Annotated in this window: 16 protein-coding genes and 1 pseudogene; 7 read left to right on the top strand and 10 right to left on the bottom strand. The window is 46.5% G+C overall.

Going from position 1 to position 18,165, the window contains the following annotated elements; genetic code table 11:
• The 4 genes from PJF56_RS19270 to PJF56_RS19255 form a co-directional block, all read left to right on the top strand.
• Nucleotides 1-262, top strand: a 262-nt coding sequence (locus PJF56_RS19270) for a zinc ribbon domain-containing protein (protein WP_347179589.1), incomplete at its 5' end; no start/stop codon positions are given.
• Between the two features lie 187 nt (nt 263-449).
• Nucleotides 450-1,349, top strand: coding sequence for a PhnD/SsuA/transferrin family substrate-binding protein (locus PJF56_RS19265; protein WP_283764334.1), 900 nt, complete (start codon nt 450-452; stop codon nt 1,347-1,349).
• Between the two features lie 70 nt (nt 1,350-1,419).
• Nucleotides 1,420-3,789 carry a response regulator gene (locus PJF56_RS19260; protein WP_283764333.1) on the top strand — a complete coding sequence of 790 codons (2,370 nt, stop codon included), beginning with the start codon at nt 1,420-1,422 and terminating at the stop codon, nt 3,787-3,789.
• Between the two features lie 308 nt (nt 3,790-4,097).
• Nucleotides 4,098-5,732: a dipeptide ABC transporter ATP-binding protein gene (locus tag PJF56_RS19255; protein ID WP_283764332.1), complete on the top strand. Its 1,635-nt coding sequence runs from the start codon at nt 4,098-4,100 to the stop codon at nt 5,730-5,732.
• Nucleotides 5,733-5,768: 36 nt separating this feature from the next.
• On the opposite strand, the gene PJF56_RS19250 is transcribed toward PJF56_RS19255, so the two are convergent.
• On the bottom strand, nt 5,769-5,981 hold the full coding sequence (locus PJF56_RS19250) for a hypothetical protein (protein ID WP_283764331.1): 213 nt from the start codon (nt 5,979-5,981) through the stop codon (nt 5,769-5,771).
• A 53-nt stretch (nt 5,982-6,034) separates the two neighbouring features.
• Between PJF56_RS19250 and PJF56_RS19245 the strand changes: the two are divergent.
• Nucleotides 6,035-6,148, top strand: a pseudogene (locus PJF56_RS19245) (hypothetical protein); the annotation flags it as partial.
• A gap of 233 nt (nt 6,149-6,381) precedes the next feature.
• Here PJF56_RS19245 and PJF56_RS19240 read toward each other — a convergent pair.
• The 6 genes from PJF56_RS19240 to uraH form a co-directional block, all read right to left on the bottom strand.
• Nucleotides 6,382-8,112 carry an MASE1 domain-containing protein gene (locus PJF56_RS19240; protein ID WP_283764329.1) on the bottom strand — a complete coding sequence of 577 codons (1,731 nt, stop codon included), beginning with the start codon at nt 8,110-8,112 and terminating at the stop codon, nt 6,382-6,384.
• A gap of 497 nt (nt 8,113-8,609) precedes the next feature.
• Nucleotides 8,610-10,577, bottom strand: coding sequence for a bifunctional aldolase/short-chain dehydrogenase (locus PJF56_RS19235; protein WP_283764328.1), 1,968 nt, complete (start codon nt 10,575-10,577; stop codon nt 8,610-8,612).
• Nucleotides 10,578-10,730: 153 nt separating this feature from the next.
• Nucleotides 10,731-11,018, bottom strand: coding sequence for an Asp-tRNA(Asn)/Glu-tRNA(Gln) amidotransferase subunit GatC (gene gatC, locus PJF56_RS19230; protein WP_283764327.1), 288 nt, complete (start codon nt 11,016-11,018; stop codon nt 10,731-10,733).
• Nucleotides 11,019-11,051: 33 nt separating this feature from the next.
• Nucleotides 11,052-11,573, bottom strand: a complete 522-nt coding sequence (locus PJF56_RS19225) for a photosystem I assembly protein Ycf3 (RefSeq protein ID WP_283764326.1) — start codon at nt 11,571-11,573, stop codon at nt 11,052-11,054.
• A 120-nt stretch (nt 11,574-11,693) separates the two neighbouring features.
• Nucleotides 11,694-12,200 carry a 2-oxo-4-hydroxy-4-carboxy-5-ureidoimidazoline decarboxylase gene (gene uraD / locus PJF56_RS19220; protein WP_283764325.1) on the bottom strand — a complete coding sequence of 169 codons (507 nt, stop codon included), beginning with the start codon at nt 12,198-12,200 and terminating at the stop codon, nt 11,694-11,696.
• A gap of 123 nt (nt 12,201-12,323) precedes the next feature.
• Complete coding sequence (uraH, locus tag PJF56_RS19215) at nt 12,324-12,686, bottom strand: hydroxyisourate hydrolase (protein WP_283764324.1); 363 nt, start codon at nt 12,684-12,686, stop codon at nt 12,324-12,326.
• A gap of 98 nt (nt 12,687-12,784) precedes the next feature.
• Here uraH and PJF56_RS19210 point away from each other — a divergent pair, with 98 nt between their 5' ends.
• Entirely contained in the window at nt 12,785-14,278 is a 1,494-nt protein-coding gene (locus PJF56_RS19210; protein ID WP_283764323.1) for a CIA30 family protein, read from the top strand.
• Nucleotides 14,279-14,336: 58 nt separating this feature from the next.
• On the opposite strand, the gene PJF56_RS19205 is transcribed toward PJF56_RS19210, so the two are convergent.
• Entirely contained in the window at nt 14,337-16,013 is a 1,677-nt protein-coding gene (locus PJF56_RS19205) for a M14 family metallopeptidase (protein WP_283764322.1), read from the bottom strand.
• Between the two features lie 167 nt (nt 16,014-16,180).
• On the opposite strand from PJF56_RS19205, the gene PJF56_RS19200 reads away from it, so the two are divergent.
• The gene (locus tag PJF56_RS19200) at nt 16,181-17,095 is read left to right on the top strand and encodes a M28 family peptidase (protein ID WP_283764321.1); all 915 of its coding nucleotides are present in this window, start codon (nt 16,181-16,183) and stop codon (nt 17,093-17,095) included.
• A 17-nt stretch (nt 17,096-17,112) separates the two neighbouring features.
• Here the strand turns inward: PJF56_RS19200 and PJF56_RS19195 are convergent, their stop codons facing one another.
• On the bottom strand, nt 17,113-18,033 hold the full coding sequence (locus tag PJF56_RS19195) for a tetratricopeptide repeat protein (RefSeq protein ID WP_283764320.1): 921 nt from the start codon (nt 18,031-18,033) through the stop codon (nt 17,113-17,115).
• Nucleotides 18,030-18,165 (bottom strand): zinc ribbon domain-containing protein (locus PJF56_RS22270; RefSeq protein WP_347179590.1); only part of this gene is annotated, 136 nt, incomplete at its 5' end. The genes PJF56_RS22270 and PJF56_RS19195, both read right to left, overlap by 4 nt.

Raw genomic sequence — 18,165 nt, 5'->3', positions numbered from 1 at the left:
TGGCAGAAACTATATCAAGATAGATAGGTGGTTTCCTAGTTCTAAGCGTTGTAGTAATTGCGGGCATGTGGTTGAAAAGATGCCGTTAAATATTCGGCAATGGGAATGTCCTAAGTGTGGCATACATTTAGATCGCGATATAAATGCCAGTTGTAATATCTTGGCCGCAGGACTTGCGGTGTCAGTCTGTGGAGCGAGTGTAAGACCAGAGCAGAGTAAATCTGTGAAGGCAACTGCTATGAAGCAGAAACCTAAATTGTGAGGTTTAGGAATCACCGCCCTTCTAGGGCGGTGAGGATGTCAAAACTCAAGGGGTGAGGTCTTACCCATTCCCCCCATTCCCCCAGTTCCTTATCCAAACCATAACCTCAACCCCCAAAGCCATCCCCTATACTGGGCCCATCTATGTTTGTTTTTTTCTGCCGTAGAGTATAACTGGGTTGAAAATCATGAAAAGACGGTATTTCCTCGCCTTCTCCCTAGGACTGTTGGTCAGTTGTACTGCCAACCAGACCTCAGACCCAAGTTTATCTAATCGCACCCCTACGGAAAATAGTTCTGTAGTGCCCCTAAAATTAGCCATCAGTGACGTTCAAGGACTCGAAAACCTCAAAAGAGACTATGAACCCTTTCGGATGGCCCTAGAGGATAGTTTGGGGCGATCGGTAGAATTTTATCCCGTCCAGAGTTATACTCAAGTGGCTTCGGCTTTGCAAGCGGGAAGCGTGGATTTATCCGTTGTCGGGCCTTCGGAATATGTGTTAATTCGCGCTCGCACCAATGCCATTCCCGCGATCGCTATTACCCGACCCAATTATCATGCGGCGATCGCCCTGCCTCCTGGATCGCCCGTACAATCGATCCGAGATCTCAAAGGCAAAACCATTGCTATGGTTAAAGTCGGTTCCACCAGCGGCCATTTAGGGCCCACGGAGATGTTTATGAGTGCGGGACTCGATCCAAAAACCGATTATGAGGTAAAAATGCTCGGCCGGGAAGGGTCTTTAGCGGCGCTGAAAAATAGGGAAGTGGACGCTTGGGCCGGGCCAATTATTGATTATGAAGACTTTTTAGAAGCAGAAGGAGCTTCTACGGATGAGTTTCGGCTGCTCAAAAAAGGCCCAGCTCTGCCGAGTGATGTGTTAATTGTTAATAGTCGCACGAAACCCCAGGAAGTAGAAAATTTGCGCGATCGCCTTCTGGCCGATCAAAATACTGTAATTCGTGCCTTAGCGTCAACATCTGCGAATACCAAGTATCAAGAATCTACGTTAATTGCCGTAGAGGATCGAGATTACGATATGATCCGCAATGTGTATCGGGCGATCGGAGAAGGGAATTTCCTCTAAGGAGATGGGTCATTTTCTATCCCGGAAGGCTCTTGAGTATCATGGTATTGAGGACTCCCTACATTGGACTATGATCAATAAAATTCAGCAGTGGTGGACTCACTCATCCTTTAGAGATTGGGCGATCCGACCGATCAATCATCTGAGTATTAGTCAAAAAATTGCGATCGGGTATGGGGTGTCCTTGGGGGTAGCCATTTGCGGTTCCTTAGCTGGACTGTATATTGGCGAATATTATCAGCATAAAGCCGACCAAGAATTGGCGATCGCCTCCCGCCAACAACTGCTCTTAAAAGATCAAGAAAACGCCGTCTTCGCTATCCGCTTACATCCCCAAAGACTCATCGGTATCCTCGGAGATACCATTTGGTTTAGCTATGAAGCCGATAAATTCCTCGCCGATATCAACCGAGTAGAAGCATCAATTCAAGCCTTTGAAACGTTTTTACAAAACTACGCTTACGCCTCCGATGTCGATCTGCCCAAACTGAAAGAAACCCTAACGGGATATCGTCACGTCACCCAAGAATATCGAGACCTGATCCTCAAACTGTGGGGAAAAATTGACCCTCCCAGTCTCACGGTTGACCAAATCGAACCCGCACGGCAAACGATTATCGATACCCTAACCTCCCAAGAAGCCACGCAAATTGCGATCGAATTTGACCGCTTACTGGAAACCTTGGTTTGGATCGAAGAAGTGATTGATAACCAGTACCACAGAGCTGAAGCCCAACGCATCCAAGCAGAATATCTGCGTCGCCGGATCATTGTTGCCAGTATCGCCAGTTCCCTGCTCCTGTCTAGTGTACTGGTATTCCTCACCAGTTCGGCGATCGCCCGTCCCCTCCAGTCCCTCGAACAAGTCGCCACCCAAATTACCCAAGACTCCAACTTTAACCTCCGTTGCCCAGTCACCACCCAAGATGAAGTCGCCACCGTTGCCCAAGCCTTTAACCAACTCGTCAAGCGCATCAGCACCTACACCCAAGAACTCGAACAAGCCCGCCTCACTGCTGATGAAGCCAACCAAGCCAAAAGTGAATTTCTCGCCAGCATGAGCCATGAACTGCGAACCCCCCTCAACGGCATTCTCGGCTACACCCAAATCATGGAACGCACCCAAGATCTCAATAGCCAACGTCACGGGGTGAAAATTATCGACCAATGTGGAACCCACCTACTCAACCTCATCAACGATATCCTCGATTTAGCCAAAATTGAAGCCCGCAAACTCGACCTCATTCCCCAGGAATTTCATTTGCCTGCCTTTATTTCCGGCATAGCAGAAATGTCCAGGGTTCGGGCTGAAAAAAAAGAAATTCAATTTGAATATACCCAACACCCCGGCTTACCCAAAGCCATAATTGCCGATGATAAACGGCTGCGCCAAGTCCTCTTAAATCTCTTAGGAAATTCGATTAAATTTACCCATCAAGGGCGAGTAATTCTGAAAGTTGAACCCCTAGAAGATTTGCCGACCCTTTCCGAAAATTACCTGTGGTTAAGATTTAGTATTCAAGATACCGGAGTCGGCATGAATGTCGAGCAACTGCAAAAAATTTTCTTACCCTTTGAACAAGTGGGCGCGAAAAGTCAACAAGCCGAAGGAACCGGACTCGGTTTAGCCATTAGTCAGCAAATTGTTGGTTTAATGGGGAGTGAAATTCAAGTCACCAGTGTTTTAGGTGAAGGCAGTCAGTTTTGGTTTGACTTAGAGTTACTCACAACCGAATCTTGGGGAACCGTTTTGCATGAAGAACAAAACGAGATTATTGGTTATGTCGGCCCCCGACGCAAAATTCTGATTGTTGATGATAAAGAAGTCAATCGACAAATGTTAAGAGAAGTTTTAATCTCTCTAGATTTTGACTGTCGCGAAGCCTCTAATGGAGAAAGGGGATTAGCTCTAGCCCAAACCTTTCATCCCGATCTAATTATTACTGATTTAGTCATGCCGGTTTTAGATGGCTTTGAAATGACCCGTAGACTTCGCGCTCAACCTGAGTTTGAAGACCTCACTGTTATTGCTTCGAGTGCCAGTGTCTTAAGTCAAGATCAAGTCGCCAGTATTGAAGCCGGATGTGATGATTTCTTGAGTAAACCGATTGATTTTCAGCAATTGTTTGCCCTGTTGAAAAAGTATCTCCATTTAGACTGGGTAACTCGCTCCTTAGTCCCAGAAACCCCTACAATTGAATCAGAAGATTTTCCTACCAATCAAGAACTTCCGCCCCTGGAGACGTTAGAAAAAATTATGGAAGCGGCAAAGATTGGAGATATTGAAGGAATTGAAATTGTGGTGCAATCTCTTAAAAACCACAATGGAACTTATCATTGGTTTTGTCAACAAGTCATGGAAAAACTTGAAGAGTTTGACGATCAAGGTATTATCCAAATGATTGATGCTACAGTACAAAATGCAAACCCAAAAGTTTGATATTTCTTATTGAATACCATAATTAAAAATGTAGGGAGCAAGATGCTCCCACTCCAGTAATATCAAATAATTGAGGGAGTCGATCGCTCATTTAGGAATTTTGGACTCGATCTCTAGATAAAAAAATATGTGATATGTTTTCTTTGTTATTATAACATTTTATCTAAGTATCACAGGGATTATTGATGTGATTTGTGGGAACCTAGCAAGGGCTAGAAGAGATTAGAGATGATCTTGAGGTCACCATGCTGTAAAATCGCAAATGGTATAAAGTCAAGGATATTCAATTTCCCTATACATCCTTTCCTATGACTCCACCTCTGTTGCAGCTCGACCAGTTGTCGATCGCCTATAATCCCGATTCAGAATGGGCCGTTCGCCATGTCTCCTTGGCGCTCAGAGCGGGCGATCGCCTGGGTTTGGTGGGGGAGTCCGGCTGTGGAAAATCAACCCTGGGACGGGCGATTATGCGCCTGTTGCCGTCCCAGTCCCAGGTAGAGGGCGATATTCAAGTCCAAGGAAAATCGGTTCTAGAGTTGACCCCAGAAGAACTGCAACGGTTTCGGGGTGAAGAAGTGGCACTCATTTTCCAAGACCCCATGACTCGTCTTGATCCTTTGATGACCATTGGCGATCATTGTGTGGAAACCCTACAGTCTCACCAGTCTTTATCCTATCGGGAAGCTAAGGATCGGGCGATCGCCGTTTTGGAGTCCGTCAGCATTCCCGCCTCCCGATGGTCTCAGTATCCCCACGAGTTTAGCGGGGGAATGCGTCAACGGGTAGCGATCGCCTTGGCGTTATTATTAAACCCCAAGCTCATTATCGCCGATGAACCCACCACCAGCTTAGATGTCACCGTCTCCGCCCAGATTTTACGGGAATTAACTCGGTTATGTGCCGAGCGGGAAATGGGCTTATTGCTGATTTCCCACGATTTAGCCTTAGTGGGAGAATATTGCTCGGAAATTGCGGTGATGTATCAAGGAGAACTCATTGAACGGGATCGAAGCGAGCAGGTCATCTTTCATCCCCAACAGGAGTATACGCGATCTTTGCTGGAAGCAGCTCTGCATATTCAGGCGATCGAAACTAAAGCGACTGCACCTCTGTTGGAAAAGCTGGAAAAGCAGCCCTTGCTCCAAGTCTCCGACCTAAAAACCCATTACAGCTTAGAGAGTAATTTAATCCAACAACTGTTTACCCAAAATTCCACTGTTATTAAAGCCGTGGATGGGGTGAACTTTGAACTCTATCCCGGAGAAATTTTAGGACTCGTGGGAGAATCCGGGTGTGGTAAAAGCACCCTGTCGCGCACCATTTTACACCTAATTAAACCCACCTCCGGTAAGGTCGAATTCCTCGGTAATGGGATGACCTCCATAAACCGGAAATCTCTGCGCCAACTGCGTCAACAAATGCAGATGGTTTTCCAAGACCCCCACGCCTGCCTCAATCCCCTGATGAAGGTGGGCGAGAGCATTGCCGACCCCCTCCTCATTCACGGTCTAGAAACCCCCAAAACGGCCAAATTAAGGGTCGTAGAGATGCTAGAAAAAGTGGGCTTAACCCCCACCGAAACTTACACCGATCGCTATCCGGGGGAACTCTCTGGGGGACAACAGCAACGGGTGGCGATCGCCCGCGCTCTGATTACCCAGCCCAAACTGGTGATCTGCGATGAACCCGTAAGTATGCTCGATGCAAGCGTACAAGCGCAAGTGCTGCAACTGATGCTAGACCTAAAACGGGAGTTTGACTTAACCTATCTGTTCATCACCCATGACCTGTGGGTAGCCCGATTTTTATGCGATCGCATCGCCGTCATGAATCAAGGTAAAATCGTTGAACTCAACACCACCCACCAAATCTTTACCCATCCCCAACACCCCTATACCCAAACCCTCCTTGCTGCTGCTCCCTTACTGGCAAAATCTTCCTAAGACCCAAAGAACACTGATGCTTGTTGTACAACAATGTTAAAGTTTTTCGCCTAACAGAGATTCATACCTTGACTTTAATTCCTGTTTGGCATTATTTTCGACAATCTGACCATAATCTAAAACGGCTCTGGTGAAATTCCAGGTTAATAAGCTAGACAAAGAGGCTTTGATGGCATTTTTTTCCAACTCTGCAAAAATGCTGACAACTGATTCATCTCTAGATTTATCTTTTCTGACTCGCTCGTGCAATAAGGAGTAGGGATATTTGAAGTAAAAAGCGAAATCAGTTAAAAAAATAGTCTGGCTTTGTGCGCGGTAAGGTGAAACGGAATACGGAGAAATTTTCCCGCGATCGCGGTTTGGATGAGATTACCATTGAAGTCATATACGCTGCCAAAGAAGCCGTGGGCGCATAATACAGCGTTTTTCGATGTTATGAGGTACAGTAATCGAAATGTTCCTTGAGAGTGTTGTCCCATGAAAAGCCTGAAGAATGGGCACGCATAGCGTCAAAAATGGTTTTCCCATTACCTATTACCCATTACCCATTACCGCGCGAAGCGCTGTATAGCAGTATTCGCTCCTAAGCGATAAATTTTAATCCCCCTAAATCCCCTACTGAAACAGCAGGGGATTTTCATTTTCGTCTTCAATGTACTTTTTTCACAGGCAGCTCAATAATAAACTCTGTACCTTCATTCAGGGTAGAATCGCAATATAAAGCTCCTTGATGAGTTTCGGTGATAATTTGATAACTAATTGTCAGACCTAAACCTGTACCTTGACCAACGGGTTTCGTGGTAAAAAAGGGATCGAAGAGTTTAGATTGTACTTTCTCTGAGATTCCTGGGCCATTATCGGCAATGTGAATTCTGACCGTATTAGAGTCCTTTAACTCTGTAGTTAGGTGAATAGTATCAATCCGGTCTGGGTTTGAAGACTCATCTAAAGCATCCATCGCATTGGTAAGCAGGTTCATAAATACCTGATTAAGCCGTCCTGGGTAACAGTCCACTAAAGGAATTTCACCATAGTTTTTGATGAGTTGAATTTCCGATTGATCCACACTGCGCTTAAAGCGATTTTCTAAAATCATCAAGGTACTCTCTAAACCTTCATGAATATCCACTTCTTTACAGTCTGATTCATCGAGACGGGAAAAATTACGCAGAGATATAACAATTTCACGAATACGATTGGCTCCTACTTTCATCGATTGCAGGAGTTTAGGGAAGTCCTCTTGAATAAAATCGAGGTCACTGTCTTCAATGAGTTCTTCAATTTCGTTTTGAGGTTGAGGATAATATTGCTGATAAAGACTAATAATCTTGAATAAGCTATGGGTGTAGTTTTCAGTATGAGTTAAATTACCATGAATGAAATTCACAGGATTATTGATTTCATGGGCAACTCCCGCCACCAATTGTCCTAAACTGGACATTTTTTCAGTTTGCACCAGTTGAGTTTGCATACTTTGTAAATCTTTTAAGGTTTGGGATAATTCAGCCGTCCTTTCTTGAACTTGACTTTCTAAGACTTCATTGTACCGCCGGAGTTGCTGCTCTGCGGCCTTTTGTTCGCTAATGGTTGAGGACAAAATCAGAATAGTGAGACTCACTACACCCACAAAAGATTGCAACAACAGCATAGAGTCTAGATCTGTTTCTTTCGCAAATGCCCCAATTCCTTGGGCAGTCGTTAAGATAGAAATTAACGATAACACCACAACCAATAAGGTAGCACCTCGCTTTCCAAAGCGAAAGGCTGCCCAAACCATAGGCAGCAAAAACATATATTCTACGGAATAACTTAGCACGAAGGTTTCCCAAGAGATAAAGGCGATAAATGCAATCAGCAGCATGAGTTCCCTTAACTGTTGTGGGTTGGTTTTGAGACCGCGAAATCCTCGTTCCCAGGTGAGTACAAAGGGGGCAAAGACCAAAAATCCGACAGTATCTGCCGTCCACCAGGTTCGCCAAACTCCAGCATAGTCTACTGTAGAAATTACTTCTTGAAAATAGAGAATAGAGGTTCCCCAAGTGGCGTTAAAAATGGGGGCAAAACTGACTGCGATCGCAAAAAACAAAGTGGCTTTAACCGAATTGAGAATTTTGCGATCGCCACTCCACCATAAAATCAAAATCGCAGCAATTAACGCCTCTATCGTTTCTCCTGTGCCGATGGGAAGCCCTAAAGACCAGCTTTCATAGAGGTTACTGTCTAGCCACCAATAGCCGATCAGCATTCCGGGTAAAATGCGAAATTGACTCAAGAGTAATGCTGCTAAAGAAATGCCTGAGAGGGGCCAAACAGGAGTTACATCATTGAAACTGGCAAACTGAAAGGCAAACGTGCCGATAATGTGCAAGATGACAATCATTAGCCCATTCCATAGAAGCATTCTGCCCTCGCATACCCCAGCACACCATGCCTCAAATTTCTGTCGAGGTAAAATATTGAATGTTGGAAATTGAAACCTAAGCATCACTAAATTGTTGTGTAACTATCCAAAGAGTAAAAGCAAGAGTTTACCCTTATATACTCCTCTATATTGAGTATCTTCTTTTTCATGCTTCCCAGTTTACCCCATCTCCCCTGAATTGTTACAGCGCTTCACACTGTAGTGGGGGAATGGGTGTATACAGTACGAAACGCTATAACAGAGTACAGTATTATTGATGTGAGTCATTGCGAATGGAGCGAAGCAGAATGAAGCAATCGCCAAGATTCGAGGATTGTGCGTTTCCGCTTCGCGGACATGAAAGCGACGCTTGCGCGGAGCGCGAATACTTCCCCGCGGTCGCAATCACAACTCAAATCTATGAATCAACGGGTTAACGAAGAGGACACAACGATTGCTCAGGAGAGTCTTTGGTCTTAAATCACCCGGTCATTGCCCCCATCAACGGGGACTTGGGCGGCGGTGGTTTTGGCGAACAAAGGCCCACACATTTCGGCGGCGAGTTCAGCGACGGCATGGCTATCGACTTCTACTTTTAAGACATTGTTGGTTTTGTATTCTTCCACGGTTAACCCATAATGGGCGGCGCGAGAATTCAGAACCTCTTGAGTCCATAAACCGGTGTCGAATACGGCATTGGGATGGAGGGTATTGAGGCGAATGTTATCTTTGCCCCACTCTAGGGCAGCGACGCGCATCAGTTGATTTAGGGCGGCTTTGGAGGCGGAATAGGCTGCTGCTCCGGGGCCGGGGGCGGGGACATTTTTGGAGCCGATGACCACGACTCGACCGCCTTGGGGGGCGAGTTTCAATAGGGGATAGGCTTGGCGCAGGAGGGCAAGGTTGGCATCTAAATTAACCGACATCACTTTGCGCCATTCGGCACTGTCTAGATCGGCAATGGGACAACCACCGGGAAAAATTCCCGCGTTGAGGATGAGCATGTCTAAGCCGCCAAAGCGTTGCACGGCTTGTTCTAGGGCGGCATGGAGGGCGGTTTCGTCGGTGACATCGCAGGTGATGCCACAGAAGTCAGCACGGTCATAGAGGGCTTCAATTTTGGTATCGAGATCTAAGCCGATAACGGCTGCTCCTCGCTGGAGCAGGGAGTCTACGCAGGCTTTACCGATGCCGGATGCTGCGCCGGTGACGAGGGCTATTTCGCCAGTGAACAGGGGGGGTTTGCCACCTTTGCGGAGTTTGGCTTGTTCTAAGTCCCAGTATTCGACGGCGAAGATGTCTTTGGCAGAGAGGGCTTGATAGCCGCCGAGTTGGGTGCTGGCGCTGATGATGTCGATGGTATGGTCGTAAATGTCGGCGACGATATGGGCTTGTTTGATGGTTTTGCCGACGGTACACATGCCGAGTTCTGGGTCAAGAATGACTCTGGGAATGGGGTCGAGGATGGTTAAATCTGGGGTGGCGTGGGCGCGGAAGTAGGCTTGATAGGCTTGGACGTAGCTCTGAATGTCTCGCCCGATGAGGGGAAGGCGTTTGGTGCGAATGACGTGATCTGGGGTGGCGGGGCCTTGTTGGGAAATCTGTTGAATATCTTCTCTTTGGGAAAAGTTGAGGGTTTTGGGGTTGCGGTGGGTGCTGAGAATGAGGGGAAATTGGGCGGTTGTGGAGAGGGTATGGCGCAGTTGGGCGAGGGTTTGACTGAGGGGAGGGGTTTCGGGGATGGAGCGTTCGGGGATGGAAACTTTGGCTCCTTGTTTTTGCAGATAGGTTTCGGCTTGACTGACTAGCTCAATCATGCGTTCGTAGGATTCTTGGGCGGTGGCTCCGAAGGAAAAGATACCATGATTCATTAGTACCATGCCGAGGGTCTGTTCCCCTGCTTCTAGGGCGAATTGGCTGGCACAGACTCGCGCGAGGTCAAATCCGGGCATGACGTAGGGGATAACGATGAGGCGATCGCCATAAATCTCTTCTATCCGTTGTCTGCCATTGGCTGTATTGGTCACAGCAATGATGGCATCGGCATGGGTATGATCCACATATTTGTAGGGCAAAATGGCGTGCAAAATCGTCTCTACGGATGGCGCAGGGGCGCTGGCACGGGTCATCTGGGTTTTCAGTTCATTGACCATTTGCGGATCGGACAATTGCTTGAGTTGTGCCAATTTCAGCAAGTGCGGTATCCGTACTGGGGCAAATCCTTCGGCTTCGATGGTGGCGAGATCCCATCCGCTTCCTTTGACGTAGAGAATGTCTTCTTCTTCTCCGAAGAGGTTCGTTTCTTTGACTTTGACGGAGGTATTGCCCCCTCCATGGAGGACGAGGGAGGGGTCTTTTCCTAAGAGGCGTGAAGTATAAACTCTTTGTTCTAAATCCGTTTTATATTGAGCAGCTTCGCTCGGATGCCATAAGTTTTTAACCATGATTATAAGAATTAACAATTAATAATTAATAATGGGTGAACCGCCGAGATTTTGCCCTCTCCCTTTCATGTCCGCTTTGCGGAAAATCCCTCTCCCACGGGAGAGGGACTTTACTCCCCTTCTCCTGTGGGAGAAGGGGCTGGGGGATGAGGGCTACTCGCTAAGGATTTGGGGAACCTTAAAGAAGTCGCCATCGCGATCGGGGGCGTTGTCTAAAAGGGCTTCCCGAAACTCATCCGGAGTTAGTAAATCTTCGCGGGTGATATTGCTTAATTCGATCGCCCGCGTGGTGGGGGGAACGCCTTCGGTATCCAACTCGTTGAGCTGTTCCACATATTCGAGAATCTGACTCAGTTCCCCACTTAATTGGGCTTCCTCTTCCGGTGTCAGGGATAAACGGGCTAGATGGGCAACTTTATGAACTTGTTCTTGGTCGAGCATAAGGGTTCTGGAAGACTAGAAAACAAAATAGACTTAGAAAAAGACTTCGCCTTGCGATCGCCCGGTATTTTTCAACCAGTTTTGGGCTTCAATATAATTATTAGGGGCCATTTTAATCGCCCGACTCCAATAATCGGCGGCGATATCAAACCACTCTTCAGCCTTCTCATTATCCCCGGCTGCTTTGGTCTGCTCGCCCTTATAGTGATAGATGACGGCAATATTATTCAAGGCTTGGGGCATCTTATCATTCAAGTCTAAGGCTTGCTCATAATAGTCGATCGCCTTGTCATGCTCCCCATTACTGGCATGGATCAAGCCCACATTATACAAAATATAACTGCGATCGTTGGGGTCTTCCTCTAAGTTCAACGCTTCATAATAATTATCCAAAGCCTCTGCATACTCACCATCAGCCTGGGCAGACATCCCATCGCGATAATAGGCAAAGGCAGTTTTCGACTTATTGCTCGTGGGCAGAATCTTCAGAATAATATCTGCCATTACCGTAAAGCTCTTATCAATAAAGTTATCGTTGCGTTGGGTTCTGGGCATAACCGTTTAGATTAAAGGGTTTCAACTTCCCATTGTAACAAGGATGGACATTTATACGATTTTAACTATTTTAGATCAAACAATCCACGACGTTAGGTTAGCACCCTGACCTCGGAGGGTTCAAACACCACCTTTGCACAGGGTCTCTAACCGAAACTGTACAATCTTAGCTATCTCCTCTAGCGCTTGTGCCTGCTCGACTTGGAAATCATCACTTAATCGTGCTTCAAACGCCTTCAAAATCGTCTCTTTTGTCTGTCCCTTCACCGCCATAATAAACGGAAAGCCAAACTTCTGTTTATACGCTTCATTCAAAGTCACAAAGCGATCGTACTCCTGGGAACTCAACCGATCCAAGCCTGCTCCTGCTTGTTCGGCGATCGAGTCGGGAGCCATGTTCAGGCGACTCCCTAAATCTGGATGCGCTCGAATTAACGCCATTTTTTCCCCATCGCTCAATTCCAGCATCTGGGAGATCAGCATCTGATACAGATGTTTTCTATCTCGAAACGGCTTCTGATGCCAAGTTTGAGCGGCGATCGCCGGAGTCTTTTCAAATAGACCACCCAAAGCCTCCACAAAATCCTCTTGACTCATTTGATTAATCTGTGCGATCGTATAGGTCATTTTTGATCTCCCGGATGCTGAAGTATGTCAACATTAATAAATGGCGACAATAGGGTGAAAAATGGTTTTCCTATTCCCTATTCTCTCCCCCTTGACGACATGCTGACAAAGAGCGATAAGCAGCTAACTCCCCCGATACGTCGTATAAGACCAAGGCGAAACCAACAAAGGCACATGATAATGACTATGGGGATTCGAGACTCCAAACTGAATCGGAACCTGATCCAAGAAGACTGGCTCCGGTAAATTTCCGATAGTACGCTGAAAATAATCACCGACAAAAAAAACTAATTCGTAATTGCCAACTTCCAACTCTCCATCGTCCAATAAAGGAACATTGGTTCGGCCTTGCACATTGGTTTTGGTCTGTTTGAGCAGGGTTTTAATCGGCGACTGGCGATCGACTGCCCATAATTCCAATACCATCCCCGCAGCAGGAGAGCCTTGCGACGTATCCAATACATGAGTTGTTAATTGACCCACCATATCCTGATCCTGACTCCATTTACTGGGTTACTCAATCTTCCGTTCATTTTGCCTGTCTCCGTTAAGATAAACAAGGACGATCTACACCAACTAAGAGAATGGCTTCTAAAACTCCTGTTCAGGTCGGAAGCGATCGCAAATCTTGGGATTTCAATCGCTTGCTCGACACCCTAAACACCTTTGAAGTTTTTCCGATTCTCAGTAGTCTTCAGCGTGGGTTACGAACCCTCACCAGACAACCTCAACCGCCAAAAGGACGAGCTATGGGTACTATTCTAGTTGTTGGAGCCACCGGTGGCGTGGGAAAACGGGTGATTCGCCGTTTAGTAGACCGTAAGATACCCGTCCGCGCTCTCGTGCGAGATGCTCAACGAGCCGAATCTATTTTAGGTAAAGGCATTGAATTATTTGAAGCGGATTTAACCATTCCGGAAACTCTGAGACCGGAAATGATGCAAGATGTCATTTCTGTCATTTGCTGTTCCGGCACTCGCGTGCAACCGGTCGAGGGCGACACCCCCAACCGGGAAAAGTATTATCAAGGGGTGAAGTTCTATCTGCCGGAAGTGGTGGATAGTCCAGAAATGGTGGAATATAACGGCATGAAAAACCTGATCCGCAAGGTCGGGCCCTATTTAGGCCAGGCTGACGAACGGATGATTTTTGATTTTACCAATCCTTCACCGAGTTTAAGAACGACTTGGGGCGTAATTGATGATGTGGTGATGGGGGGAGTCAGTGCGAGCGAGCTGCGAATTACTCCAAGCTGTGGTTTATTTACCGGAGAAGTTTCTACCGCTAATTCTGGGGGCTTTGTTTCTATTCGCACCAAAAACTTTGAACCTTGTCTGAATCTAGCCGGATACGAGGGCATCAGTTTGCGAGTGCAAGGGGATGGTAAGCGTTATAAATTTATTCTCCGCAATGAGGCGCGATGGGATGGAATTAGTTATTGCTATTCCTTTGATACCCTCAATAATACTTGGATGACGGTGGATATTCCTTTCGATCGCCTAATTCCCGTATTTCGCGCCAAAACCTTGCCCACAGCTCCCCCATTTGACCCCAGTCAAACCTATGCCATTCAACTGATGCTCAGTAAGTTTGAGTATGATGGGGAGCTTAATCCTCGCTTTTCTCCGGGGCGCTTTGGTCTAGAACTTGGCTCTATCCGTGCCTATGGAGGGCCGAAGTTACCGAAGTTTGTGCAGATTAGTTCGGCTGGGGTAACTCGTCCGGGAAGACCGGGTTTAAATCTGGAGGAGGAACCGCCCGCAGTTCGGCTCAATGAGCAGCTTGGAGGCATTTTAACCTGGAAGTTGCGCGGAGAAGATACGATCCGCGAAAGTGGGATTCCTTATACGATTATTCGCCCCTGTGCCCTGACGGAAGCACCAGGGGGCAATGGGTTGGAGGTTGCCCAAGGGGATAATATTCGCGGCCAAGTCAGTCGCGAGGATATTGCCGAGTTGTGTCTTCAGGTGTTATCCCAACCCCAAGCCTGCAATTTAACCTTTGAGGTGAGAGCAACAGAGGGTGAGCCGATGCAGGATTGGGATCGAGTATTGGTGGGTTTAAGTGAGGGGGATTGAATGGTGGAGGGGAAGAGGAAGGATCGATTGGGTTCCCTCCCCATCAATGATTGAGGGTCTAACTCAGGATAACTGAAGTTCGTACCGTTCCGGCCCGTTCGGCGATCGCCTCTACCATGACTTCACTTCCCCCTTTCCCCTTCACCACCCAACTGCGATGGGTGCGATAGTCGGTTCCATTGGCAGATTTGTTGAACCACTTATTTGAACGCCCTTCTAAATGCTCAATTTCCTGCTGTTGTTCCCCACTAATCAGGCTAACCCCCTCCGGTAGCCCCAATTTTACTCGCGTAGGGCGCACTGCCTGCCGCTCTAGGGCCTTTTTACTGGTGTAAGTGGGCAAAAAACCCAAATTTTCCCATTGCACGGTTATGCGGTAAATATCAGCCCCCTCGTGAGTCACCGCAGTCCGAGCCACTGCTAACCGGGGAGACATCAGCGCGTGGGTGATAGCGAATTTGAAGTGGCGATCGCCCATTTCCGGCAGTGCCTTCGCCGGAGCATTTTTCCACATCCTCTTCATATCCCATCCCCCAATCTCCACCGCTCCCAGTTGGGGATGTTCAAAACCTTGCCAATCAATAAACCCCTTACCCTCTAAATACTCATCATTCCATTGCAGAATCTTCAGATCGTCCTCAACTGGGTGTTCAAGTCCCCACTCAATATTATTCTGCTTTTCCACACCCGCTTCCTTTGCCGCATCCCAAAGTTCCACCGTAAACCCAAACCATCCCCAATGATCGTACCCATAATCATCCATTGCCCCATAAACTACCGTCTTCGGATCGTAACGAAAATCCTTATAAATACCAATACACTTATATCCCGTTAACGCCGTTCCTTGTCTGCCAATTAATTGATAAATATCTAAATCTGCTGTCGGAAAATGTTCGTCGGGATGGGTACTATAAGGGCGTAAAATTAGCGCTCCAAACGTATGATAGGTCATAAACCCATTAATATTCCGATGCTTGCGCCAAAACTCCGCTTCTGCACGAGTTTCAGGTTCAGAAAAAGGGAAGTCTCCCGCGCCACTCTGTTCCCCTTCCGGTTGCCAATAATAGGGATAATTACGGTTAAAATCTAATCCTTCTAAAGCTGGTGCAATCTTCAACTCATAACCATTATAATTATGAATCAAACCTTCCGGAAACAGAGTATAGTAACTGCCTCCAAACTCATCCGGTTGCCGACGAACCATCAAGCGCGGATCGTCCTCAGAAATCTTCCAAGCCCCACAGGGATCTTTAATCCGCATATTAAGAATTAATCCATCCCCATTAATATCTTCTGGATATAAACCATCTTGCTGTTCAGATTCCGGATAAGGACGGGGACTAGAGCGCAGATTGTAGGGCGTTTGCAGATATTTTTCTGCCCCATCTACAGCAATTCGGGGAAGAATATAGAGAGTATAGTTTTGCAATAAATAGGTAATTTTTTCCTCTTGGTCATATTGGCTTAAAACCTGATAGAGAATATAACAAGCTATCGCCGAACCCGTCACTTCTGCTGCATGGGTATTAGCATCAATCCAATATCCTGGTTTTTCTACGGCATTTCCAGTAGTTTGATCCGTCACAGTCGCCAACCAAATCTCTCGCCCTTCTTCTGTTTTTTCCAAGCTCTCTAGGTGCATCAAATTCGGATAAATTTGAGCCATCTGGGTTAAGTAATTCGTAAGTTCTTCGTAGGAGAAATAGTGACTGAAATCAAACGCCGGAATAGTCATCAGGACAATAGAGTGAGATTGGGTTTATAATAGACTTCATTTTAGAGTAAATAATCCAAATGATCAAGAAAAAGCTCAATTGGGGATTGAAGCGCAAATCCACTTGGATTAGAGTGTCGATCTTGAGTATCATTTTAATAGCAATATCCTGGGGAGGATGGAAAGCTATGTTACAGATGCCAGGGGAAAGTTATCGCGATGCCCTATTGCCGCTAACGGTAGAAGAGCAAGAATTAGCACAAGAACTAGAAACAGATGTGATAAAAATTGCCTCTGAACCCCACAACTTTTTGGCCTATAATAATTTAGTGCAAACGGCTCAGTATCTGGAAAATGAGTTGACTCGTGCAGGATATCAGGTTAATCATTATCAATATACGGTTGATGGCCAAGAATTTGATAACTTAGAAGTCGAAATTCCAGGCACAACCCAACCCAAAGAAATCATCCTCATTGGCGCTCATTATGATTCTGTCGCCAATGTTCCCGGAGCCAATGATAATGGTTCAGGAGCAGCAGCAGTCCTAGCCTTAGCTCGGAGGTTTGCCGGAAAACCGCAACAGAAAACCCTAAGATTTGTGGAATTTGTCAATGAAGAACCGCCTTTTTTCTGGACACCAGATATGGGCAGTTTTGTTTATGCTCAAATTTGTGACCAGCGCCAAGATAATATTGTGGGAATGATGAGCTTAGAAACCATGGGATACTATTCCGATCGGCTAGGAAGTCAACAGTATCCTGCCCCTTTGAATTTATTTTATCCTATGCAAGGTAACTTTATCGCCTTTATTGGTAATGTGGATTCTGGAAACTGGGTCAGACAAGCGATCGGCTCATTTCGCAAGCACACCCAATTTCCCTCGGAAGGTGCGGCCGTTCCTAGCTTTTTGCCTGGAGTTGGATGGTCAGATCATTGGTCATTTTGGCAGCAGGGATATCCCGGTTTAATGATTACGGATACGGCTCCCTTTCGCTATCCTTATTATCATAGGGCTGAAGATACTCCGGATAAAATAGATTATGGAAAATTAGCGCAAGTGGTGGCAGGATTAGAGCGGGTAATTCGTGAGGTGACGAATTAATGATTGTTATGCCCCTTCTAATTATGAATCGGTTCGCCGGAACCGGGATGATCGATCAAACGAATAAAGCGCTCTAGGCGTTCTTGATTATTTTCCTGAACTCCCTCGCCTTCTGCTTGTCCTGTGAGGGTAAAAATAGCATTGCGTTTATCACATATACCTTCAGCGTCGGGAATACATGCCACTTGAATATCATTTTTAAAGGTTAAAATTTGGCCCGTTTCGGTTGTTTCTTCGACTGTTCTTTCTAAGGTTTCGACTCTGAATAATTCTTGCGCTCCCATATGAATTAGAGCCTCACCAATGCTATCTAAACGTTCTGAAACACTGGTGCAACGTCCTTGAGCAGATAACTGGGTATTTTTTTCAGCGACAGTCATCGTTACCACTGCTCCTTGGTCATCTTGAATTTCTACCACGGTACGATTAAAATCGGGGATCAGAGCAACACCCATGGGATCTTGTTCCAGAAAAATTGGGTTTCCATTGTCGTCAATATCGAGTACCCTTTGATCGTGCCAGACGATCAGAGGATAGAGTTTTGAGTCTAGCTTCATCACGGTTTCCCAGCGATCGCCCCTCTGATGACAGACAAATGTCTTACCTATTTGGTCAATCAGGCGAATGGCTTGATAGGCAGCATGGGCATTACCTTGTCGCCAATATAGACTAGCGGCTATGCGTAAATCCGAGGCTGCTCCTTCGTAATCTCCCATACCATCGCGGGCTAAGGCACGACCCTGATAGGCTTGGGCGTACTGGGAATTAACGGCGATCGCCTGATTAAAGTAAGTAATCGCTTGTTGAAAGTTTTGTTCCTCTAGGGCAGATTGCCCCGTATTGTATATACTTTGGGGAACATTGCGATCCGTTTGTGCGATGTCAATTCTACCGTTGACATACTCCCCGACCTGAAGGTACGGGGATTCTCCGCTCAAACAGCAATAGCAGTCTGGGACTGTCTGACATCGCCTAACGAATCAGTTGATGCCCCAACTGATTTTATATTTCTAGCCGCGTTTAAGTCTCTATCATGCTCAGTTGAACATGAAGGACAAGACCATTGACGC

This window comes from Roseofilum halophilum BLCC-M91, from assembly GCF_030068445.1.
GTDB classification, from domain to species: Bacteria; Cyanobacteriota; Cyanobacteriia; order Cyanobacteriales; family Desertifilaceae; genus Roseofilum; species Roseofilum halophilum.
The sequence above is the reverse complement of the archived record's forward strand: the minus strand, read 5'-3'. Positions and strand labels throughout refer to the sequence as shown.